This is a genomic window from Flavobacterium bizetiae, assembly GCF_024271895.1.
Lineage (GTDB): Bacteria > Bacteroidota > Bacteroidia > Flavobacteriales > Flavobacteriaceae > Flavobacterium > Flavobacterium bizetiae.
Genome location: NZ_CP091861.1, coordinates 4,970,570 through 4,994,340 on the forward strand (window position 1 = coordinate 4,970,570; position 23,771 = coordinate 4,994,340).

At 32.7% G+C, this 23,771-nt stretch carries 21 protein-coding genes; 10 read left to right on the forward strand and 11 right to left on the reverse strand.

Features of this window, described 5'->3' with window-relative positions:
- Positions 1–38: 38 nt before the first annotated feature.
- The gene (locus L0669_RS20455; RefSeq protein WP_263759735.1) at positions 39–1,163 is read right to left on the reverse strand and encodes an N-acetylmuramoyl-L-alanine amidase family protein; all 1,125 of its coding nucleotides are present in this window, start codon (positions 1,161–1,163) and stop codon (positions 39–41) included.
- An 82-nt stretch (positions 1,164–1,245) separates the two neighbouring features.
- Here L0669_RS20455 and L0669_RS20460 point away from each other — a divergent pair, with 82 nt between their 5' ends.
- Both L0669_RS20460 and L0669_RS20465 read left to right on the forward strand, forming a co-directional pair.
- Complete coding sequence (locus tag L0669_RS20460) at positions 1,246–3,969, forward strand: putative LPS assembly protein LptD (RefSeq protein ID WP_425250466.1); 2,724 nt, start codon at positions 1,246–1,248, stop codon at positions 3,967–3,969.
- A gap of 124 nt (positions 3,970–4,093) precedes the next feature.
- Positions 4,094–4,474 carry a RidA family protein gene (locus tag L0669_RS20465; RefSeq protein WP_173972171.1) on the forward strand — a complete coding sequence of 127 codons (381 nt, stop codon included), beginning with the start codon at positions 4,094–4,096 and terminating at the stop codon, positions 4,472–4,474.
- Here the strand turns inward: L0669_RS20465 and L0669_RS20470 are convergent.
- From L0669_RS20470 to L0669_RS20495, 6 genes are all read right to left on the reverse strand, one after another.
- On the reverse strand, positions 4,455–4,841 hold the full coding sequence (locus L0669_RS20470) for a methylglyoxal synthase (RefSeq protein ID WP_173972170.1): 387 nt from the start codon (positions 4,839–4,841) through the stop codon (positions 4,455–4,457). The genes L0669_RS20465 and L0669_RS20470 overlap by 20 nt on opposite strands.
- Before the next feature lie 193 nt (positions 4,842–5,034).
- Positions 5,035–5,409, reverse strand: a complete 375-nt coding sequence (locus tag L0669_RS20475; protein ID WP_065450326.1) for a methylglyoxal synthase — start codon at positions 5,407–5,409, stop codon at positions 5,035–5,037.
- Positions 5,410–5,422: 13 nt separating this feature from the next.
- The gene (locus L0669_RS20480) at positions 5,423–6,274 is read right to left on the reverse strand and encodes an N-acetylglucosamine kinase (RefSeq protein ID WP_173972169.1); all 852 of its coding nucleotides are present in this window, start codon (positions 6,272–6,274) and stop codon (positions 5,423–5,425) included.
- 130 nt (positions 6,275–6,404) lie between these two features.
- Positions 6,405–7,409 carry a type I glyceraldehyde-3-phosphate dehydrogenase gene (gap, locus tag L0669_RS20485; RefSeq protein ID WP_173972168.1) on the reverse strand — a complete coding sequence of 335 codons (1,005 nt, stop codon included), beginning with the start codon at positions 7,407–7,409 and terminating at the stop codon, positions 6,405–6,407.
- An 88-nt stretch (positions 7,410–7,497) separates the two neighbouring features.
- The gene (gene pfkA / locus L0669_RS20490) at positions 7,498–8,484 is read right to left on the reverse strand and encodes a 6-phosphofructokinase (RefSeq protein ID WP_173972167.1); all 987 of its coding nucleotides are present in this window, start codon (positions 8,482–8,484) and stop codon (positions 7,498–7,500) included.
- A 312-nt stretch (positions 8,485–8,796) separates the two neighbouring features.
- Entirely contained in the window at positions 8,797–13,284 is a 4,488-nt protein-coding gene (locus L0669_RS20495; RefSeq protein WP_232067403.1) for a translocation/assembly module TamB domain-containing protein, read from the reverse strand.
- A 206-nt stretch (positions 13,285–13,490) separates the two neighbouring features.
- Here L0669_RS20495 and tsaD point away from each other — a divergent pair, with 206 nt between their 5' ends.
- The 8 genes from tsaD (at position 13,491) to L0669_RS20535 (ending at position 20,746) form a co-directional block, all read left to right on the forward strand.
- Positions 13,491–14,513 (forward strand): tRNA (adenosine(37)-N6)-threonylcarbamoyltransferase complex transferase subunit TsaD, encoded by a 1,023-nt coding sequence (gene tsaD / locus L0669_RS20500; RefSeq protein WP_263759739.1) that lies wholly within the window; start codon positions 13,491–13,493, stop codon positions 14,511–14,513.
- A 2-nt stretch (positions 14,514–14,515) separates the two neighbouring features.
- Positions 14,516–15,229, forward strand: a complete 714-nt coding sequence (locus tag L0669_RS20505) for a 16S rRNA (uracil(1498)-N(3))-methyltransferase (RefSeq protein ID WP_263759740.1) — start codon at positions 14,516–14,518, stop codon at positions 15,227–15,229.
- 159 nt (positions 15,230–15,388) lie between these two features.
- Complete coding sequence (locus L0669_RS20510) at positions 15,389–16,027, forward strand: DUF4159 domain-containing protein (RefSeq protein WP_173972164.1); 639 nt, start codon at positions 15,389–15,391, stop codon at positions 16,025–16,027.
- A gap of 10 nt (positions 16,028–16,037) precedes the next feature.
- Positions 16,038–16,535: a TrmH family RNA methyltransferase gene (locus L0669_RS20515; RefSeq protein ID WP_263759741.1), complete on the forward strand. Its 498-nt coding sequence runs from the start codon at positions 16,038–16,040 to the stop codon at positions 16,533–16,535.
- A 296-nt stretch (positions 16,536–16,831) separates the two neighbouring features.
- Positions 16,832–17,788, forward strand: coding sequence for a zinc metalloprotease (locus L0669_RS20520; protein WP_173973248.1), 957 nt, complete (start codon positions 16,832–16,834; stop codon positions 17,786–17,788).
- 113 nt (positions 17,789–17,901) lie between these two features.
- On the forward strand, positions 17,902–18,993 hold the full coding sequence (locus L0669_RS20525; protein WP_191408450.1) for an AI-2E family transporter: 1,092 nt from the start codon (positions 17,902–17,904) through the stop codon (positions 18,991–18,993).
- A gap of 2 nt (positions 18,994–18,995) precedes the next feature.
- Positions 18,996–20,183: a THUMP-like domain-containing protein gene (locus L0669_RS20530; RefSeq protein ID WP_263759743.1), complete on the forward strand. Its 1,188-nt coding sequence runs from the start codon at positions 18,996–18,998 to the stop codon at positions 20,181–20,183.
- Positions 20,180–20,746 carry a hypothetical protein gene (locus L0669_RS20535; protein ID WP_173973251.1) on the forward strand — a complete coding sequence of 189 codons (567 nt, stop codon included), beginning with the start codon at positions 20,180–20,182 and terminating at the stop codon, positions 20,744–20,746. Before L0669_RS20530 ends, L0669_RS20535 begins: the two co-directional genes overlap by 4 nt.
- Here the strand turns inward: L0669_RS20535 and L0669_RS20540 are convergent, their stop codons facing one another.
- The 4 genes from L0669_RS20540 to L0669_RS20555 all read right to left on the reverse strand — a co-directional run bounded on the left by L0669_RS20540 (position 20,747) and on the right by L0669_RS20555 (position 23,661).
- A complete protein-coding gene (locus L0669_RS20540) occupies positions 20,747–21,412 on the reverse strand; it encodes a M15 family metallopeptidase (protein ID WP_263759744.1) in 666 nt (221 codons plus the stop codon). It lies immediately after the preceding gene.
- Positions 21,413–21,488: 76 nt separating this feature from the next.
- Positions 21,489–22,274 carry a hypothetical protein gene (locus L0669_RS20545; RefSeq protein ID WP_263759745.1) on the reverse strand — a complete coding sequence of 262 codons (786 nt, stop codon included), beginning with the start codon at positions 22,272–22,274 and terminating at the stop codon, positions 21,489–21,491.
- A gap of 85 nt (positions 22,275–22,359) precedes the next feature.
- Complete coding sequence (locus L0669_RS20550) at positions 22,360–22,941, reverse strand: hypothetical protein (RefSeq protein WP_263759746.1); 582 nt, start codon at positions 22,939–22,941, stop codon at positions 22,360–22,362.
- 528 nt (positions 22,942–23,469) lie between these two features.
- Complete coding sequence (locus tag L0669_RS20555) at positions 23,470–23,661, reverse strand: hypothetical protein (protein ID WP_263759747.1); 192 nt, start codon at positions 23,659–23,661, stop codon at positions 23,470–23,472.
- Positions 23,662–23,771 lie beyond the last annotated feature (110 nt).

Genomic DNA, 23,771 nt, shown 5'->3' on the forward strand with positions numbered 1-23,771 from the left:
TTGTACAAAATTAGTATAAATATTCGAACTAGAGGCTATTATTTAATAGCGTCTTGAATACTGATTTTTTCTCCGTCTTTAGTTGCAACTAAAAAAGCGGCTCCATATCCTTTATCCTTAGCTTCTTCTAAATATTTTTTAGCAGCTGTATAATCTGAGGTTTCCTGATAAAAATATTTATAAATATTATTTTCGTACAGCATTGTTACATTTTTTAATCCTTTAAAATTTTTAGGTTCTAAAGGTGTCTTTTTGATACTGGCAATAAGCTGTACTTTAAAGAACGTTCCTTTTGGAGTATTTTTGGCAACTGCAACAGTTTCTACCACTTTTGCTTTTACCGGAGTAGTGTCTCTTACAGGTCGCGCATCAATTGATTCATTAGATCCTGAACCAAAATATTCCCTCTTATAACTTATAATTGCTTCGGCAATAGCTTTTGCAATATCATTTTGTCCATCTTCAGAATTTAAAATATTTCCTTCGGTAGGATTAGATATAAATCCGGTTTCAACTAAAACTCTTGGCATATATGCTTTATGAAGTACCATAAAAGGTGCCTGCTTTACTCCTCCTTGTCTTAATTTTTTTCCTAGTTTTTCAAAGTTATCTTCAATTTTACTGGCTAATGAAATACTGTTATCCTGATATTCTTCCTGCATTAAAGTCAATCCAATCATAGATTCAGGAGAATTTGGGTCGTAACCTTCATATTTACGTTTATAATCTTTCTCTAAAGTAATAACCGAGTTCTCCTTTTTTGCTGCCTCAAGATTCGATGCCAGTTTACTTAAACCCATTACATACGTTTCAGTACCGTCCGCAGCGGTATTTTTATTGGCATTACAGTGAATAGACACAAAAATATTCGAGTTTGCTCTGTTTGCAATATTGGCTCTTTCGACCAAATCGATAAAAACATCTGTTTTACGAGTATAAATTACATTAACATTTGGCGTGCTTTCTAAAATTTTACCAACTTTTAAAACAATAGCCAAAGCAATATTTTTTTCAATCCGTCCGCTATAAACAGCTCCAAAGTCATGATCTCCATGCCCAGCATCAAGTGTTACCTTAAAAACATTTGACTGGCTGTATGCACAAAAAGACAATATCGTTAGAAAAAAAGTAAATATTACTTTAATTTTGTTAAATCTGTTCATAAATCTAAAAGTTAATTTTAATAAAACGTAACTGCTATAATTTTTACAATTGATTATTTTTGACAAAAAATTATATGTAAGTTTGACATGTCAAAAAACAAGCCATAATTTTACAAAAATAGCATTTAAACCTTTGCATACAAACTTATTTAATATCGTTTTATTATCATTTTTCCTAACATTAGGATGTGGTAATTTATATTCGCAAGAGATAAAAAACAAAAAAAAGCCGTTACCAACTGTAAAACAAACAGATAAACCCAAAACTGCTGTTACAGATATAACTCCGGCTCCCATAGCTGATACCATTAAGTTAGATACTGTAAAGACTAAAAAGAACGCTTTAGACGCTGTTACGAAGTATAAAGCTAAGGATTACGCGAAGTACGACAGGAAAAATAAAACGCTTACTTTATATAATGAAGCCGAATTATATTATAAAGATGTCGAGCTAAAATCGGGTATTATTGTTTTAAATCTCGAAAAAGATGAAGTTTATGCTGGCCGAATACGAGATTCTGCCGGTGTTTTAATACAATATCCAAATTTTAAACAAGGTCCGAGTGAAGTTCAGCCTGACTCTATTCGTTTTAATTTTAAAACCAAAAAAGCTTTAATCTATAATTCAAGAACCGAACAGGGAGAATTTAAAATCAAAGCTGCAATTACCAAAAAAGAAAACGATTCTGTTTACTTTTTAAAAGGTGCCCGTTTTACTACTGCAAAAGACATTGACGATCCCGAATATTATTTCAGAACAAATAAAGTAAAATTCGTTCCCAACAAAAAAGTTGTTGTAGGAACTACTCAAATGGTAATTGCTGATGTACCTACTCCATTAGTATTACCTTTCGCATTTTTCCCAATGACAAAGGAAAAAAGCGTTTCCGGTATTATCGTACCAAGTTATAACGACTCGAATACCAGAGGTTTCTCATTACAAAACATGGGATACTATTTTGCTTTAAGCGATAATTATGACCTGACTGTTCTCGCAGATTATTATACCAATGGTAGTTATGCCATGCGCTTTGAATCTGCATACGCAACCAGGTATAAGTATCGGGGAAACTTAAATGTTCGTTTTGAAAACCTTATAAATAGCGAACGCGGTTATCCTGATTATAGTAAAGAAAACATCTATAACATTCAGTGGTCGCATTCAAAAGATTCCAAATCGAATCCTAATTCAAGCTTTTCTGCTTCCGTAAATATGGGTAGTAGTAAATACTTTAAGCGATCGATTAATCAGGCCAACGTAGGATCTAATTTAAATAATACTTTAAATTCATCGATCTCATACAACAAAACCTTTAATACTATACCACAAGCGCGTTTTTCATTAACAGCAACTCACTCTCAAAATACACAAACAGAGCAAATTCAGATGACATTACCAACTTTGCAAGCCAGTGTCGATCGTGTATATCCGTTTGTTGGAAAAGACGGGGTTAAAAAGGGTTTTATTAAAAACATCAACTTGCAATATAACCTAAGCGGTAAAAACAACATCAATACTACAGATTCATTATTCTTTAAACCACAAATGTTTAGAGATGCACAAATAGGAATGCAACATAGTATCCCGATTAGTACGAACTTTAAAGTATTCAAGTATTTTAGTGCGGGTGCCTCTACCAATTATCAGGAAACATGGGTGACAAAAACTATTGATAAAAATTACGATCCTGAAAAAGGACAAATCGTAAATACAACTGTTAATGGTTTTGACGCTTTTAGAACGTATAATTTCAGTACGAATTTAGGAACTACTATTTACGGTACGTTTAATTTTGGAAGCGATAAAAAAATCCAATCTATTCGACACGTAATGCGTCCAACTGTTACGTATTCGTATACACCAAGTTTTGATCAATACTACAACAACTATACAGTTGATGCTACGGGAAGAATTTCGACTTACTCACGATTTGACGGCGGTATTTTTGGAGCTCCTGGTAAAAGTAATTCTAACATTGTATCATTTGCTTTAAGCAACACTTTTGAAGCTAAAGTAAGAGACAGAGACAGCACAAAAACAGAACCTAAAAAGATCATGCTGTTAAACAACTTGAACTTCAGCACTAGCTATAATTTTAATGCTGACGGAAAAGAAACCTTAGCATGGCAGCCGGTTCTTGTAAGCGGTGGAACACAACTTTTTGACAATAAAATGAATGTAAATTTTGGCGCGACATTAGATCCGTATGCGATTGATAATGGAGGGGCCAGAATTAATACTTATAATATTGATAACGGTGGTAGTTTATTTAGAATGACAAGTGCCAACGTAACTTTAAATTATTCGTTTTCGAATAAAGGAACCGGAAAAGAGCAGGAAAATAAGCAGAGTGAGCGAAACGGAGGTCGTAAAGATGATTTATTTGGTACAAACACGGACTTAAATGACAGCCGAAACAGCCAATTCGCCAATGATAAAGATGATGAAGACGACGTAATTACCGAATTCTTTAAGGCAAAAATACCTTGGGATATGACGATGGCCTACTCATTAACGTATTCGAATATAAATCGCGAAAATAAAATTACAGGAAACTCTATTATGATATCTGCCAATATGGATATTACTCCTAAATGGAAAGGTGGGGTTTCTACCGGTTACGACTTTGTACAAAAAGGTGTTACTTTTACTCAATTTCGTTTTGAAAGAGACTTATTAAGCTGGAGAATGGCGTTTAACTGGAGCCCATTGGGAGTAAACTCAAACTGGAACTTCTTTATCGGGATCAAATCCGGAATGCTTAGTGACATCAAATGGAACAAACGAAGTACTTCTAACCGATAATTTCATTATTTAAAACTTATAACTCTTTTTAGTTATTATGAATTTATGTTTAAAAATTTAATCGTAATTTCATAATAACTAAGATTCTATAATTCTTCCGATTATTATTTTTAAAACTATTACTATGAAAAAAATCATCTTTACTGACAAAGCACCAGCTCCAATAGGACCTTACAATCAGGCAGTATTATCAGGAAATACACTTTATGCATCTGGCCAGATCGCTATAAATCCAGCTTCAGGAGAACTTGTTATCGAAAATATAAACGATGAAACCACACAAGTAATGAAAAATATTGCAGCCATTCTTGAAGCTGCAAATATGACTTTTGAAAACGTAGTTAAAGCAACAATCTTTATTATGGACATGAATAATTTTGCTGCCATAAACGCTATTTACGGGTCTTATTTTGATGAAAAAACGGCACCGGCACGTGAAACTGTTCAGGTGGCATGTTTACCTAAAAATGTAAACGTAGAGATTTCTATAATCGCTGTACAATAGCATTTAAAAATAATTGTGCCGTTGCCTCATTTGTAGCCAGCGGCACATTATGAACATCACATATCCTGACCAGCATCTTAATATCTACTTCGTGAGCATTGGTTACCAAAGGATCTGTAAACATAAAAACCACATTAATTTTGCCCTGGGCTACTTTAGACGCAATTTGAGCATCGCCGCCCATTAAGCACGGAAGCATCTTTTTTACCTTAAAACCTGACTTCTCAGCATTTCTCCCTAATATTCCTGTTGCAATTAGTTTTATTTTATCATGTTGAAGCACAATTCCGTTTTTGATTAAAAACTGAATCATGTCTGCTTTTTTATTATCATGAGCAATAATCGCAATTAAAGTATGTTTTTTCATGATTTAGTAATAAATATAGACCAAATTTACATTAAAAACATATGTAAAATTATTACAAATCAATGAATGTCAAATATTTAAGAATACCTCAATAAACATCATCAATAATATTATTATAATGAATTTTACAGGCAATAAAAAACCGTTTCAGTAAATGAAACGGTTTTGAAAATATATCTAAAGATGTAAAATTCTATAATTGCAGTGCGATAGCATTTAATAACAATTGAGCAGAAGCTTCATTTGTTGCTAAAGGTACATTATGTACATCGCAAACACGAATAAGCATATTAATGTCGACTTCGTGAGCATGGCTTGCAAGAGGATCTTTAAAAAAGAAAACCATTTGCGTTTTACCTTCGGCTACACGCGCAGCAATCTGTGCGTCGCCTCCCATTGGTCCTGAAAGCATTCTTTTTACCTTAAATCCGGCATTTACAGCTTTACTTCCGGTAGTTCCTGTCGCAATCAGCTTAATATTTTCCTGAAGCAAAAGTGTTTTGTTTTTATTTAAAAACTGAACCATATCTGCTTTTTTACCATCGTGCGCTATTATAGCTATTTCCATACTTACTTTTTAATTATTGATTAGCAACGTGATAAGCAATCAAACCGTCGATAGGTCTTCTTAAAACATTACCTAACTGAAGTTCATATTTATCAAATGTTTCCTGTAACTCGTCTTTTAGATAAAAAGCTATAGAACCTACAAAATGAACCGGAACTTCTTTACAATTATCAAATTGCTTGATGTAATTTTTTACAAAAGATTTCATCCCTTTGAAGATGATTTTTCTGCAAAACTCAGTGTCTTTATGCTTGATTAAAAACTTAGCAAAAGTCGCTAAATAAGCATTTGGATTTGGTTCTTTGTATAATTTATTTTTGATATAATCAGGATCTAAATCATATTCTTTTTCAAATTCTACTGCCAGTTCTTTAGGCATTTTATTGAAATAATATTTTCTGATTAATTCTTTTCCAAAAACGTTTCCACTGCAATCATCCATGGCAATATACCCTAATGATTGTACTTTTTGATGCAATACTTTACCATCAAAATAACTACAGTTAGAACCTGTTCCTAAGATACTAACAATCGCTTCTTCTCCTTTTGGAGTAGTTGCATAAACTGCTGCGTAGGTATCTTCGTGAACTTCTACAATAGCATTAACAAAATATTCCTGGAATATTTGCGAAAGCTCTGTTTTCATTCTGTCAGTTCCACAACCTGCTCCGTAAAAGAACAAATGTGTAGCATTTTTTTTATTTTGTAAAATATCAAAACGGTCATTTAATCTTTCGATAATTTCAGGACCTTCAAGAATTTCAGGATTTAATCCTAATGTTTGTGTGGTGAATAATACTTTTCCATTATCATCAATTGCAATCCAATCGGCTTTAGTAGATCCACTATCAACTATTAATTTCATTTTATTTAGTTTTTGGATTAGTTTTTCTTTAACTAAATAAAAAGTGTATTTTTTACATTAATTAAAGACCTAACAAAATACGAAAATCCCGTTATTTTGAGATAACGGGATTTTGCGTATAAATATAGTATTATTTTAAACCTGCGATGTGCACAGACAAATCAATTAATTTGCTTGAGTATCCGTACTCATTGTCATACCAAGATACTAATTTGAAGAAAGTTGAATTTAAACCAATTCCTGCAGTAGCATCAACGATAGATGTTCTTTTGTCAGAGATAAAATCCTGAGAAACAACTGCATCTTCAGTATATCCTAAGATACCTTTTAATTCATTTTCAGAAGCTTTCTTTAAAACAGCCATAATTTCTTCGTAAGAAGTTTCTTTAGCTACTTTTACAGTTAAATCTACTACAGAAACGTCAGCAGTAGGAACACGGAAAGACATTCCAGTTAATTTTCCATTCAAAGCAGGAATTACTTTTCCAACAGCTTTAGCAGCTCCAGTTGAAGATGGGATGATGTTGATGCTAGCAGCACGTCCACCTCTCCAGTCTTTTCTAGAAGGACCATCAGCAGTCATTTGAGTTGAAGTTGTTGCGTGAACAGTTGTCATTAAACCTTCAACAATTTCGAAATTATCGTGAATTACTTTAGCTAAAGGAGCTAAACAGTTTGTAGTACAAGAAGCGTTAGAAACAACTAAATCAGTAGCTTTTGCAGTTTCGTGATTTACTCCCATTACAAACATTGGAGCATCTGCAGAAGGAGCAGAAATAATTACTTTTTTAGCACCACCTTTAATGTGCTCATTTGCAGTTTCGATAGTTGTGAAGATACCAGTACATTCAGCAACTACATCAACATCAACTTCATTCCATTTTAAGTCAGCTGGATTTCTTTCTGCAGTGATACGGATATTTCTTCCGTTTACATAAAGTTTTCCTTCTTTTACTTCTACAGTTCCGTTGAAACGACCGTGAACTGAATCATATTTTAATAAATAAGCCAAGTGATCAACATCTAATAAATCGTTGATTGCTACAACTTCTACATTATCTCTATTGAAAGTTTCTCTAAAAACGATTCTTCCGATACGTCCAAATCCGTTTATTCCTAATTTTACTTTTGACATTTTACTTAATTTTTGCTTTTGTTTTTATTACACTACTTTAAAGTCTAATTTCCTCACAATAAACTTCTTTCCTTTTTAAACTTTTATTTTATGTTGACATGATATCAGACACTCTCAACAATTCTCTATCAATTTCAGATTTACCTTTAATTGCTTGCTCAAGAGGCGTTAAGGCTACTTTATCTGCCTGAAGACCTACCATGTAATTTGATTTACCTTCGATTAAAGATTCTACAGCTTTTACACCTAAACGGCTTGCAAGAACACGGTCGAAACAAGATGGAGAACCACCACGCTGCATATGTCCTAAAACAGATACTCTTACATCATACTCAGGCAAATTAGCTTCTACGTAATCTTTTAATTCGAATACGTTTTTACCAATTTTATCACCTTCAGCAATAACTACTATACTTGATGATTTTCCTGAAGCTTTACTTTTTTGAAGAGAGTCTAGTAATCTGTCTAAACCTAAATCTTCTTCAGGAATAAGAATTTCTTCGGCACCAGCTCCAATACCTGCATTAAGAGCAATGTGACCTGCATCTCTACCCATAACCTCTACAAAAAACAAACGGTTATGAGAACTTGCTGTATCTCTAATTTTATCAATACAATCAACTACTGTATTTAAGGCAGTATCATATCCTAAAGTATGACTTGTACCATAAATATCATTATCAATTGTACCGGGAATTCCCATTACAGGAAAACCATATTCTGAATTAAAAATTAATCCTCCGGTAAAACTTCCGTCACCTCCTATTACAACCAAGGCATCAACTCCGGCTTTCACAAGATTCTCGTGTGCTTTTTTTCTACCTTCAGGGGTTCTAAACTCAACTGAACGAGCTGATTTCAGGATCGTTCCACCTTTGTTTACAATATTATTTACACTTCGGGGACCCATTTCTTTGAAATCTCCTTCGATCATTCCTTGATACCCTCTATAAATTCCTATGCATTCTATATTATGATAAGCGCACGTTCGAACAACTGCTCGTATTGCGGCATTCATTCCTGGTGAGTCTCCACCTGATGTTAGAACACCAACTTTTTTTATTGTTTTTGGCATTATTTAAGTATTAAAGTGTAAAATTAACAAACATTCACCACTTTTCAGGTGATGTTTATCATAAATTAATAAAATCTGTTAAATTCAAACGTTTTCGTTAATAAGTTTTTCGATAGTAAAAATTTCATTTAAAATAATAAAACGTGCTTATTTTAATTAAATCTTTAAAATTAACAATACATAAATGAAGTGTTATAAAAATTCGGCATCATTTTATATTTGTAAGAAAATAAATCAGCCCCTAATTTAGCACAAAAAAAACCATTCGGGGTAGCGAATGGTTTCTTTTAAGATTATTTTTAACATTATCGTCTAAAAGTCGTTGTCAGGGATTAAACCTTCACTATTATTTTTAGGCTGCTCTTTTTTCTCTTCTTCTTTTTTATCGGATTTCTTTTTGTCTTTTTCAGCGTCTTTTTTATTCGAGAATTTAACAAAATCCGGATTCAGATATGAATCTTGTAAATCATCCGAAGAGCTTTTTATTGCCCTTTCTAATTTATGATTCTTAAACAATTTATTGACCAATTCGCTAAAAGTATCAAAATCGACTTCGTACGAAATACCAACTCCTTGCGTATATCCAATTCCCTGTCCTATATAATTAATGTCATTTTCTTTATTAAACAAACGAAGATTCATCGATCCGTCTTCGTTTACCCTATATAATATTTCAATATCCCCAACAATCGCGGACTCATTTACACCACCAATAGGTACACCTAGTTTTCCGTTTATAGTGATTCTCTCGTTTACCTGAGAGGTGATGTTAGCCACAAATTGACCATCGGCTTCCTGACCAATACGTTTATCTGCTGATATAAAGTTCAAATCGATATTGATCTTATCATTATCAGATTTAATAATTCCGCCTAATAAACTTGCAGCAGTTTCGGCAAATGTTCCTGATAAATCGCTTTGATTAAATCCGTCCGGACTCATAAACGATCCTGTCGAAAGCAAATACAAGGCTTGTGTCTGACGAACGTCTTTATCATCCAGCTTGTATTGAATCTCTGATTTAAGGACATTACTCACCGATGGAAACTGAATATCAAAATTAGGCTCAGGACTCGTTAAATCTCCTCTTAAACCAATAACAACTTCTACCGGTACTTTTTTATTGAAAGAAGAGTTCTCTAACAATACAGCAGGATTTGCCGATGTTTTATACACGGCTTCAAGATTTAACTGGGCTTTCATAGGGTTTCCTTCCCATATAATAGATCCTCCTTTTTTAACCGCGAATTTTTTATCTATTAAACCTCCGTATTTAAAATTATAAGTTCCTTCGTATGCCTGGAAATCTCCCCACATATTAAATTTACCCAGCGTATTGATTTTAAACAATAAAGATCCGTATCCTTTTCCTTTCATACCATGGCCGGAATTTCTGTCCAGGATTACCTCTACTTCGGCATCGGGCGTAATATCAAAATCAAATTCTAACTCAAGACCATTGTAATTTCTTGTTTTTTCGATAATACCATTGGCCAAGTTGTATTTTTCTTTTGGCGTAACAAAATGTATCCAGCTGCTTTCTCCCACACTTTGCGCGTTGTTAATAGGAATCTTAACTTCGGTTCCTTTCTCTGATTTAGCATCGACTTTTATAAAAAGATTTTCTGTTGGTCCTTTAATACTTGCTGTACCATTAATAAAAGCAGTACCAAAATACGCAGCATCTTCACTGTCTTTTGTATCCAGTGCGAGCAATCGTTTTGAGGTAATAGTCAGATCCAGTTTCCAGTCGCCAAAATTATGATGTTCTATACTTCCGTTCAGCAAACCTTTGGTTCCAAACTTAGTATCTGTTAATTGATTGTTCCTGAATAAGAATTTTTCATCTGTTAAATCGATAACCGTTCGATCACTTAATTCGTAATCGGTATTAAGGTACGGAACTGTCATTCCTGCTTTTTCTACATAAAGCCTTCCGTTGATCTCCGGTTTTTTAAGATTACCAACAACTGCTGCATTCCCGGAAACAGATCCTCTTACATTAGATAAAACATCCCCTCCTACTGTACCTAAAGTGGCCAGATTAAATCCTTCGAGTTTTAGATTTAAATCTAAGAAAGTCTCTTTATTTTCGATGGCGAAAGTTCCGTTTGCTCTAAACGATTCTGTAAAACCATTTTGAATGGAGGAATTTATCGTAAATTTTTTAAAGCTTTCATCTCCGGAAATATCAAATTTCAGGGTTCCTAAATCTACTTTATTTAAATTAAGATGATCTATAGAAATGGCCGCCGTGGGCTGATAAACGTTCTTATTCTGCTTATAATTAATATTACCATTAAGATTACCATTAAATACAAATTTTGAATTGAGTGGCGTAATCTTATTAATATCAACATCTTCAAAATTCAGGACGAGATCTTTATAATCACTTCCTTTTATGACTCCGTTTAAATCAATTTTCTGATTTTCGTGCGATAAAATAATATTGTCAATGGTAAAGTTTTTAAAGAACTGATCAAATACAATCTGATTATCCTCACCATCATTTTCGTTCAAATACCATAAATAGTCTTTAAACTTCATTTCAGATTTCTTGATTCCTACGATATTATTCTTGTTCTTATCAATCGTATGATACAAATCCAGATTAAAATAATCTTCTCCTTTTGATCCTCCTTTAAACTCAGAACGAACAAAAAGGGTATCTTTTGCAGTAACATTAATCAGGTTGAAATCACGTATTTTATAATAAGGCGTTTTAATACTGTCTAACTCAACATAGGCGTTATAAAGCGCATTTTTATTATCAATATTAATTCGGATATTATCGAATGTGTTTTTTGCTGCTGTAATTTTTTGAGATTTAAACCTGAATTTAAATTCCTGCAGATCTGAATCTATTTTTCCGCGCACTACGGTACTCGAATCAATATTGATTTCCGGATACAGCATTTCGACCACTTTATCATAGACATGAAAGTTGAATCGTAAAAACTGACCTTTTTTAACTTTATAAGGTTTATAATTGGTATACAAACTCCCTACCGAATTCATAACCAGTTTATCCAATTGTCCGAACTGAAACTTACCTACAATTTCTCCTTTTACAACATCGTCTGAGCTAATGGTTATCGTACGCAATTTATCAGCATCGAAATTCGAGTTTACCGTTATTTCATCAAAAGTATAAATTGCTTTCGGGTTTTGATAAACAGCGTCTCTAATAGAAACCGTTCCCTGAAGATTTTCTATCGAATTTCCGGTTACTTCGACTACTGCATCTCCGCGGAAATTAGAAATAGAATCGTTTATGAATTTTAGTTTTCTAAGATCTGCATTTTCTACATTAATATGAAAATCATATCGGCTTTCGCGTTTACTCAAATCTACCAATCCATCAAAGGTCAAATTCAGGTTTGGATCATTTACAGATAACTGTCCTTTATAATAAGGCAATTTAAAATTACCATTTACAACGATATTATTATACGTATACTTATTATAATCTAACTTAGAGATATCTCCTTTTATAATCGTGTTCAGGTATTTCTCTGTAAAACCTACACCATCAACATCCAAATTTAAAGTGGTTTTGCCAATATCCTTACGATCCAGTAAAGCTCCAACATTAAAGTTATCCAGAATTATATTTCCTGAATATGATGCTTTATCGATAAAATCGATATTGTTCATGTGCAAATCTGCCTGACCATTACCGAGATCGGTTATCATTTTAAAATCAGCTTCTAATGCCGTTGTTGAGACTTTAGCTTTACCAACGATATTAAATTTACCGACTCTTTTAAGTTCTTTTGGAAGTTTTTTACCCAGAATACCCGGCAATATCACGACTAAATTATCATAACTGGAAATCAGTTTATCAAATTTACCGATCATGGCAAACTTTTGCTCTTTCGTTCCTAAAAGGTTTTTAAAATTAATGTTTCCGTTAATCTTTGAACCATTTGTATCGGTTAAATTAAGGTGTTTTAAATTAAGATTATTTAATGGTCCGTCGATTTTAGCTTTAATTCTAAAATGCTGATTTTTACCCAATCCATCAAAGAAATAACGAATATCATTTGATGCGATTGAAGCAGAATCAAGTGCAACATCAAATTTTACTTTATCTGTAAAATGCAGAAAATCTTCTACTTTATAATTTAAAATGGCTTTTCCGTAAATCCAGGTTCTCTTGGTTTTTATAGCCAGATTTTCGACCTTGATTTGCTTTTTGGTATAACTAAATTTACCCGCAAAGTTGGAAACGTATAAACCACGATGATCTAAAAAAGAAAACCGATGAATATTAGTATTTACATCGGGACCGTATAATTTAAAATCGCTTATGTAGGCGTTTAGTTTCTTGAAATCAAGAAAAACCGGTGTCGTTTTGTTCTCGTCGACTACAGAAAACGAACCTTTTGAGATATACGCATTCTTAGCCGTTAGCAAAAAGTGCTTACTGGACTTGGCTCTTTCCGGACTGGTTTCGAATGATTTTATAAACTTATTGATATTATTTTCGTCTTCGTTTTTATAGGTTTTTAAATTAAAAATTAAACCTGTTAATCGAAGATCTCCAAAAATCAAATCACCATCAAGCAATCTTTTAATGCTTAAAATATCGGTGGTAATAAGATCTGAATATATTAAAGTTTTCTTGTGGTGGTCGCGAATCAGGACTTTTTTAAGTTTTACACCTCCAAAAATATTGATCGCTACTTTGTCTACCGAAATATCCGTTTTAAAATCGGTATTTAAAGTTTCTGTGACATACTTTGCGATTTTTGTCTGAACAATAGGCAAAGCCAAGGTAATAGCCAATACTAACAAAAGTAAAATTAACCCAATTAGGGTTCTGGATATTATTTTCTTTACTTTTTTGATAGCTGCTTTTATTTTAGTTTTCTTTTAAATTTATTTGAACAGACAAAGAACGACTGTTTTTGATAAAAATTCTTTAATTTTGGCTTCTCCTTATAATAAAAGAAAATCAAATATTTGATTTGTCAAATATAATTCAAAATTCGTGCCTTTATATGCAAAATTCAGAGGTTTTTATTCTTGCCATCGAAAGTTCATGCGACGATACTGCTGCCGCGGTTTTACATAACGACAAAGTACTCTCAAATGTTGTTGCCAATCAGTTAATTCACAACCAATATGGTGGTGTTGTTCCGGAATTGGCTTCGAGAGCACACCAACAAAATATTGTTCCGGTAATTGATGCTGCGCTTCGTAAAGCAAATGTACAAAAAGATCAACTAACTGCCATTGCCTTTACACAAGGTCCGGGTTTAATGGGCTCTTTACTTGTGGGAAGTTCTTTTAGCAAATCATTGTCATTGGCGCTGGGAATTCCGTTAATTGCTGTAAATCATATGCATGCCCACATTTTGGCTCATTTTATAGACGAAGAAGGTTTTGATAAACCAGAATTTCCGTTTTTGGCTTTAACCATTAGCGGAGGTCATACTCAAATCGTAAAAGTTAATGGCTTTTTTGATATGGAAATCATTGGCGAAACTACTGATGACGCGGTTGGAGAAGCTTTTGACAAGAGTGCCAAAATTCTTGGACTTCCCTATCCCGGCGGACCTTTGATTGATAAATATGCCAAACAAGGAAACCCGAAAGCATTTGCTTTTACCAAACCTAAAGTTCCGGGATTAGATTTTAGTTTCTCAGGATTAAAAACGGCGATTTTATATTTTATCCAAAAGAAAAAACTGGAGAACCCGAATTTTATCGAAGAAAATCTGAATGATATTTGCGCTTCTATACAATACACCATTATCGAAATTTTGATGGATAAATTGAAATTAGCGGTAAAAGAAACCGGAATTAAACAAATTGCCATTGGCGGAGGAGTTTCGGCAAATTCAGGTATCAGAACAAGATTAAAAGAAAGTGAAGGAAAATACGGTTGGAAAACCTTTGTTCCTAAATTTGAATATACTACCGATAACGCTGCAATGATAGGGATTGTAGGATATCAAAAATATTTATCAAGTCGTTTTGAAACTTCTGCAGTGGTTTCTAAAGCGCGAATTCAATTTTAATTATGCAATTATTTTACAATCCGGATATTGACGAATCAACTGAGAGTTTTTCTTTTGATAAGGAAGAAAGCCGACACATTATAAAGGTTTTACGAAAGAAAGATTCCGATATATTACACGTTACAAATGGTTCAGGCTTATTGTTTGAAACCGAAATCACTTTGGCTTCTGACAACAAATGTATCGTTCAGGTTCTTTCTATCAAAAAAACTGACGAACCTAAATTCCGTTTGCATCTTGCGGTTGCCCCAACCAAAATGAACGATCGTTTTGAGTGGTTTCTGGAAAAAGCAACTGAAATTGGTATTCAGGAAATTACGCCTATTATTTGTGACCGATCTGAGCGCAAAGTGGTTAATTTAGAGCGTTTTGAAAAGATTATTCTTTCGGCTATGAAACAATCTAATGAAACGTTTTTACCAAAATTGAATGAAGCCATTTCGTTTAAGGAATTTATCAAGCAAAAAAATGAGGGTTTGCAATTGATCGCACATTGTGAGGAAACCGACAAAAAATCATTGAAAGAAATCCTGAAACCTAATGAAAGTGTTACAATGCTTATTGGGCCTGAAGGTGATTTTTCTGAAAAGGAAATTGCATTGGCTTTAGAAAATAATTATCAACCTGTGACTTTAGGAAATACGCGCTTGAGAACGGAAACAGCTGCGATTGTGGCGTGTCATAGTGTTGTGTTTTTTAATGAAAGTTCTAATTGATTAACGCTACTTGTCATTTCGAGGAACGAAGCAACCGCATTTGCATATTAAGTTTACAGAGCTTTGTCAAAGTTCAAAACTTTGACAAAGCTTTAGAAGTCGAATTACAATTGAGATTGCTTCGTTCCTCGCAATGACAAAACGATAATTTAAAATTATATGAGAAAAATATTTCTTTTGTTTTTATTGGTTTCTATTTCTTCGTTTTCGCAGGAAATTGCTCTGCTAAAATACAGCGGCGGTGGCGATTGGTACGGAAATCCAACTTCTTTGCCTAACTTAATTAAGTTTTGTAATGCCAATATTAATACGCGAATAAAAGCAAAACCTTCGACTGTAGAACCGGGTAATCCAGATTTGCTTTCGTATCCGTTTGTGCATATGACGGGACATGGAAATGTGGTTTTTAGCGATTCGGATGTTAGTAATCTTAGAAATTATCTGAACGGTGGCGGTTTTCTTCATATTGATGATAACTACGGAATGGATCAATATATTCGAAAAGAAATTAAAAAAATATTCCCTAATAATAATTTAATCGAGATTCCGGCGAATCATCCTATTTTTCAAAAACCATATCCTTTCCCAAACGGATTGCCTAAAATTCATGAGCATGACGGAACCCGTGCGCAGGCTTTTGGAATTTTTGTAGAAAACAAACTCGTATTATTATATACGTATGAATGCGATTTGGGCGATGGATGGGAAGATGCCGAAGTACATAACGATCCGCTTGCTGTTAGAGAAAAAGCGCTGAAAATGGGCGCAAACATTATCAATTATATTTTTACCAATTAAAATTTAACTAGTGCAGCTTACCCACGAAGAAAATCAGTTTGAGAGAAAAACATTTCCGATAACATTGGTTTGTGATCATATTTATTTTCAGCAAAACATAGGTTCTCTTTTTAGAATCAGCGAGGCTTTTGGGGTCGAGAATATTATTTTTTTAGGAAAAGATATTCCGCTTACGCCAAGAAAAATCAACAAAACTTCGAGAAGCACGCATCTTCATGTGCCTCATACTATAATAGAAGAAACAGCAACTCTTGCTGACTATTTACTTGAAAATAACTTTGAAATTATTGCTTTGGAAATCGCCAGCAATAGTAAACCTCTTAAAGAAGTTGTAATTCCTGATAATCGAAAAATTGCACTTTTGATAGGGAGTGAAATTGACGGAATCTCTGATGAACTTTTGAAAATTTCGAACCAAATTGTACACATCAATATGTTCGGGAAAAACTCCAGCATGAATGTTGTACAAGCGGCAAGTATAGCTTTGTATGAGATTACTTCTTTCTAATTTTTTGTTTAAATATTGTTAAAATTGGAGCATATTCTAAAATAAGCTGCAAAACAAATCCGTAAAACCATCGATTAAAAGCAAATAAAGACGGCGAAACGCATTTTAAAAACGATTAAGTAAGAAAAAACATCTTAAAAATAATTTTAACTTTTTTGTAAGAACTAGACTATATAAGGGTTTGTAAATTTCTGACAAAAATATTATTGTAAATTTTTTGCTACAATATATTTTTGTTATAAAATTGCGGAACAAACAACCATTTGTAATTTTTTATAACAAAAACCCAAATTATTATGAAAAAAGTTCTTATTTCCGCGGTGGCAGCCCTATTGCTGTTTTCTTGTCAAAATGATCAAGCAGAATCATCAGATGTAAATGCTAATGCTGATGCCAGCGCGCGACGTACCTGTGCAACTCAGGAAGTTTTCGATGCTCAGCTAGAAGCTGATCCTACATTAGCGATCAGAATGAATGAAATCGAAGCTTTTACGAGCAAAAACCTACTTACAGGTCGTCTTGTAAATGGTAAAATTGAAATTCCTGTTGTAGTGAACGTTTTATACCGAACTGCTGCAGAAAACATTTCTGATGCCAGAATTCAATCGCAAATCGATGTTTTAAACAAAGATTTTAATGCATTAAATTCAGATTACAACAGTGTTCCTGCTTTATTTTCTGGCGTAAAAGCGAATGTAGGTATTACGTTTGTTTTAGATCAGATCATTAGAAAATCTACTACAAAAACTTCATGGGGAACAAATGATGCCGTGAAAAAAGTGGCTCAGGGAGGTTTAGCACCAACTTCGCCAACAACAAAACTTAACTTATGGTCTTGCACAATTGGTGGCGGAATTTTAGGTTATGCTCAATTTCCAGGAGGTGCATCGGCTACTGACGGGGTTGTAATTGATTCTAAATATCTTGGATTGGCCGGGTCTGCCAGCGCTCCTTATAATTTAGGAAGAACTGCTACTCACGAAGTGGGTCACTGGATGAATTTACGCCATATTTGGGGAGATGCAAATTGCGGAAGCGATTTAGTAACTGATACTCCTACTCACAATACGGCTAATTATGGTGTGCCTGCTTACCCACACTATAGTACTTGTACCGGAACTCCAGTAGAGATGACAATGAACTACATGGATTATGTTGATGATAATGCAATGTACATGTTCTCGCAAGGGCAAAAAAACAGAATCTCTGCAATATTTGCTACAGGTGGTCCTAGAGCTGCTTTTGGAATCTAAAAAAAACAGGTTAAAATAGTGAAGCGAAAAGCGGGATGAAATCATCCCGCTTTTTTTTGTTTATCCCTTAATTTTAAAAGCTTTTTCCTATATTTATAATCTAAAATCGAAACATGATCACATCAAAAATTATATCTAACGGAATCTTAAGAGCTTTAGCCACCATATTAATTATTACTGTCGCTTTATATTTTCTGTACACAATACAAACTGTAATTGTTTACTTGTGTATTTCCTTACTATTGTGTTTACTGGCAAATCCGTTAATACAATTTTTAAAAAATAAATTAAAGTTTAGCAATTCACTGGCCGCCACAATAGCCTTAGTGCTATTTATTTTGGCAATAGTGGGTTTTATCTTTTTATTTGTGCCCTTAATTATTTCTCAGGCAAATAATCTTTCTTTGCTGGATACACAAAGTTTGCAGCGACAGTTTATGGAAACTGAACGTAGTATAGAAGCGTATTTTAATATTCAGCATGTTGATTTAAATAAGGTTTTAAAAGATTCTAAAATCACTTCGCTTATTGATTTTAGTTATTTTACCGTTTTTCTCAATTCAATATTAGGCTTTTTAGCCGATATGGGAATGGGATTGGTTTCTGTTTTTTTTATTACTTTTTTCTTTCTTAAAGATCAGGATTCATTTAAAGAAAGTGCGCGTAAAATTCTTCCGGATAATAATGAAGATAAAATCATTAATTCTATTACAAAAATCAACCACTTTTTAACACGTTATTTTATTGGATTATTATTGCAATTAACGGTTGTATTTATTTTGTATTTGATTGTTTTAATGATTTTTGGAAATAAAAATGCTTTTGTAATTGCTTTTTTATGTGCTATTTTGAATATCATTCCTTATATAGGTCCTATAATAGGAACAACTCTGGCCGGAATTTTAACGATGATTAGTATGATTGGAAGTGATTTTCAGACCGAAATTTTGCCAAGAACAATCTATGTACTTATAGGATTTTTATTGGTTCAGGCGATCGATAATAATATTAGTCAGCCTATAATTTCATCAAAAAGTGTAAATTCGCACCCGCTGGAGATATTCCTGATTACTATAATTAGCGGAATTACTTTTGGAATTGTCGGGATGATTATTGCTATTCCGGTTTTTACAATGGTAAAGGTAATTTTGAAAGAATTTTTTCCTGATAACAAAATTGTATCTGTATTAACCGAAAGAATTTAGCATTGAACACTTCTATTTTAGACAAAAATATTCAAGAATTTATAACTCAAAATAGTGGTGCCTCAATTACAAAATTAGCGCTTCAGAAAAATCCTTTTCCTGAAATTGAATGGATTTTGGTTTTAAATCAAATTGAAGCAAAATCTAAAGCAAAAGAAAAGTTACCTACCTGGTTTAATACCGAAAATATCATTTACCCAAGTAAGGTTTCTGTTGAGCAAACCTCATCTGAAAAAACGGCTGCTTATAAAGCTTCGCTAATTTTGGGCGAAAGCTTAATTGATCTTACCGGCGGTTTTGGTGTGGATGATTATTATTTTTCTAAGAATTTTAAAAACATTGTGCATTGCGAGATCAACGAAGATTTATCGACAATTGTAAAGCATAATTTTGAACAGCTTGAGGTAACAAATTGTACTTTTTATGCTGATGATTCTACGAATGTTTTAAACGATCTGAATCAAAAATGGGATTGGATCTATATTGATCCTTCCCGCAGAAACGATGCAAAAGGTAAAGTTTTTATGCTAAAAGATTGTTTGCCGAATGTGCCCGAATCTTTAGATTTTTATTTTGAAAAAAGTAATGCGATTTTAATAAAAACGGCGCCATTGCTGGATATTTCAGCAGGTTTATCTGAATTAAAATTCGTTAAAAATATTCATATTATTGCGCTTGAAAATGAAGTAAAGGAATTGCTTTTTGAAATTCATAATGAATATAAAGGCGAAATTACTTTAAAAACGGCTAATATTTTAAAGGATAAAATCGAAACTTTTGAATTTATTCTGGGTGATGATAGCGTTTTTGCGAACTATCATTTACCACAAAAATACGTTTACGAACCCAATTCGGCTATTATGAAATCGGGCGGATTTGATGAAGTAAGCAGTATTTTTGATATCTACAAACTGCATAAACACTCGCATTTATATACCTCAGACCAATTAATCGATTTTCCGGGACGAACTTTTGAGATCGAAAAAGTGATTGCATACAGTAAAACGGAGATGAAAATCGAGCTGGCCAATCACCAGGCCAATATCACCACACGAAATTTTCCGGACACGGTAGAAAACATTCGAAAAAAATGGAAAATAAAAAATGGTGGAAATTTGTATTGTTTTTTTACAACTGATAAAAATGATAACAAAATAGTTTTAATTTGCAGAAAAATAACTAAAAAATGAAACAACTAATTACCCTAACCTTTTTTTTATTAACGCTTACTGCATTCGCCCAAAAACCATGTGAATATAGCACAAATGTAAACGACTCTATTGGCAGCTATAAAGTAACTAATGATTACCTGATGAGCGAGAAATATTTTGGTGGAACATTTGATTATATTTTCTTTGCTTTAGCGCAAACAGATGGTTTACCTACATTGAACTTGCAATATATTCAGAAAAGCAAGGATTTTATAAAAGCAAATTGCTTTGATAAGAATTCGAAAATCTTTTTGCAATTAGAAAACGGAAAAATTGTAACGCTAATTCATATCGACAGAGAGAATTGTGGAACTCTTATTCGTGATGATAAAGGTTTTGACAATCGTTTAAACACGGGTATTTTCATGTTTATGAAAGATAATTATGAAGAACTAAAAAAATCTCCAATCTCTATAATGCGTATTAAATACCTAACGGTTACAGAAGATTATATTGTAAAGAGAGAATTAACATCAGAACTGAATGGTAAGGTATACAAACCGAATACCTATTTCATGGAAAATATGAGATGCGTTGAATAATTAATCGCATTTCCAGGTTTGGTTCGAAACTTTATCTTTTAAACCCGTTTTTAAATTATAATGCCACCATTCTGAATCAAAGGAATTGAAGCCATTTTTTATCATTACAGTTTTAAGATATTTTCTATTGGCCAATACTGAAACCGGGAATTTTTTATAGTTATGACTGGCCTGAATTCCGAAAAAATCAAAATTGGTACCCATTTCGAGTTCTACTCCATCTGCATTTACCAACGAAATATCTACGGCTCCTCCTCTATTGTGGATGGAGCCTTTTTTTGGATCTGCCACATACTCTGGATTGGATACAATTTCCCACATCTTTTTTTGTATGGATAAAGGTCTGTAGCAATCGTATATTTTTATTTTGCATCCATTCTTCATAAATTCTTTATTGGCGGCTACAAGAGCTTTAACGGTCTTATAACGCAATACACATTCGGCACAATCATAAACTTTTGCTTTTAGAAAATTATCTTCGGTCGCATATTTCATATCGTAAACAAAATCTTTACTGTAATCTTTTAGATTCACAAAAGTAGTATCGGCAATTTCGTTATTATAAACTGTTGAATAGGTTTCATTTTGCGCTTTTGCAGTAGTGGCAAACAAAATAATAACGAAGAAGAATAAAAATCGAAATTGTGATGATGGGTTTATTTTCATTGTAAAGATGTCTTGTATCATGTAAATATAAAGATAAAAAGCATTGAGCAACAAAGTGATTTCCTGCAATATTTTACTAATCTTTATATTTTAAACTATGATCTTTAATTATTTTCTGGCTTTTGAGTTTAACAGCTTTAGATAATTGTTTCCAATTTTCATCGTACTCAATTCTATAAACGTCATCTTCATTTCCGGAAGGATAATAAGCAGTAGCTTTTGATTTCGTTAAGTTTTGACCTTTTGATTTTTCAGGAATCGTATAAATAATTTGTTTGAATGGCTTTGCATCAAGTCCATCGCTATCTCCCATATACGACAAGTAAAATTCGGGTTTACCATCTTTATCTTCGTCGCTAATAGTGCATTTTTGATAATCAAATTCAGGCCAATATACTACATTTCCAAAATCCTGAAACTTCGCTTTTTCTATAAAACCTCCGTGATCGTATAGTAAAACAAAGGCATATAAATTATGTTCGCTAAAAATTATAGTATCCTGGGGTTTGCCTTTCATATCACTGTGTTTCCACGATTCTTCTTCATGAACCCATTTTTTTGTTTTAAAATTATAAACTTCGCCAACAGCTCCATCTTTGTAATCGATCATACGGCTGAGTTTGTTTATTTTCTTTTTAAACACAAATTCAAAATCACCATTTGGACTTTCGCAATGAATAATCATGGTTGTTTTACCGTATAATTTACTCTCGTAATTAAAATCGGCATCAACTTCTTTACTATATTTTATCGAATCTTTTGGATAATAACGCTGTACCACCAAAGGCTTAGTTTGAGCCATTATAGAATTTACAAAAACTAAAAAAAGCAGTATAAAAAGGGAATTTGGTTTTAAAGTCATTTTTTATAATTTACTACAAAAATAAGAATCATATTACGAAATATCACTAACGGATTCTTATAAGGGATATTATTTAATTTTTGTTTTAAAGTTTCCTTACAATATTCCCTTCATTGTCTGTAAGGTTTGGCCGATGTAATTCATGCCATCTTTTGACAAAGAAATCAATATTTGTCATGTCTTTTTTGACCAAATCACTTAGTTTATTTACTTGTTTATCAAAACTACTTTGAGTTTTATAACTTCCTATTTTATACTCAGGTAAAAAAAGCATATAAAATAAAGGCGGACCTTTATAATCATCACTTCTTAATTGCATAGTAGTTGAATCATTAGGCGGAAGGTGAAAATTTATTCCGTCACAATCTTTCAAGGCTAAAATTGAATTTAATTCTTGATGAAGTTCAAAAATATTCAAGCTTATTTTTATTCGTTTCTCGCCATTAAAAATAGTTACGTTAATAAAATGAAGCTGATTTTGATCTGTGAGTTTGCATAATTCATAGGAATATCCGCTTATATTAGCATCGTATTCTCCAAACCAGGATGTTTTGAATGGAGATTTTATATATCCATTTTTTTCGAGCTCAGGAATACCATAATCCCTGAAAATAATATTTCTTGTTGTCAGAAGTTCTTTGTCTGATATTTTAAAGTTATTTATCATACTTAATACGCTTTCATTGTCAGGAATCTGAATTCGTAAATCTATAAAAAAACCTCGCTATTTAAGAGGTTTTGATTTTCTATTTTTAAGATTTGATTTTTTGTATCGTCCAATAATTTTCGAGCAATAGTTGTTTATATCTCCTAGCGATCACATTATTTACTTATTTCAAAAATTTCGCCATCATTTGATTCATATTTTATTAATCCATCTTTTTTATCCCAAAAATAGGATTTTAAATAATTATCTCCATAATTGGTAGCATTAATATCGGTTTGAAATAAATAAGCAGAATTGTAAATTTTGCCAGTTGTGGACAATACAACTTTTCATTTAATTAATTGAGAAATATTATTAGAAAATTCAAGTCCGAAAATTCTAAAAAATGGAGGCGTCTCATTATCAATATCATTTTTAATTATAGATATTTCTTCTTCACAATAAGATTTATTATGACATACATTTGGTTTCAAAACAATCTTAATTTCTTGCTTTTGTGCATCGCCAATTGTAAACCATTGACAATCTTCATTTGTAATGAATTCCTCTTTGATTTATAACCATTATGGTGTCAATATTTCCTTTGTTGCTTTTAAAAATTAAAACATCACCTTTTTTATACAGATTTAACCATTCTTTTTCGTTGTAGGTTAAGTTTATTTGTCTGCACGTGCACGAATACAACATCGTACATACTGCTAATAAAATGTATTTTTTCATAAATTTATTTATTCATTAAATCACTCCACTTCTTGGATAATACATCAATCAACTTATAATCACCTCCAGCTGTAATACCCAAAGGCTAAGTGCAATGCTTTTATTTCATA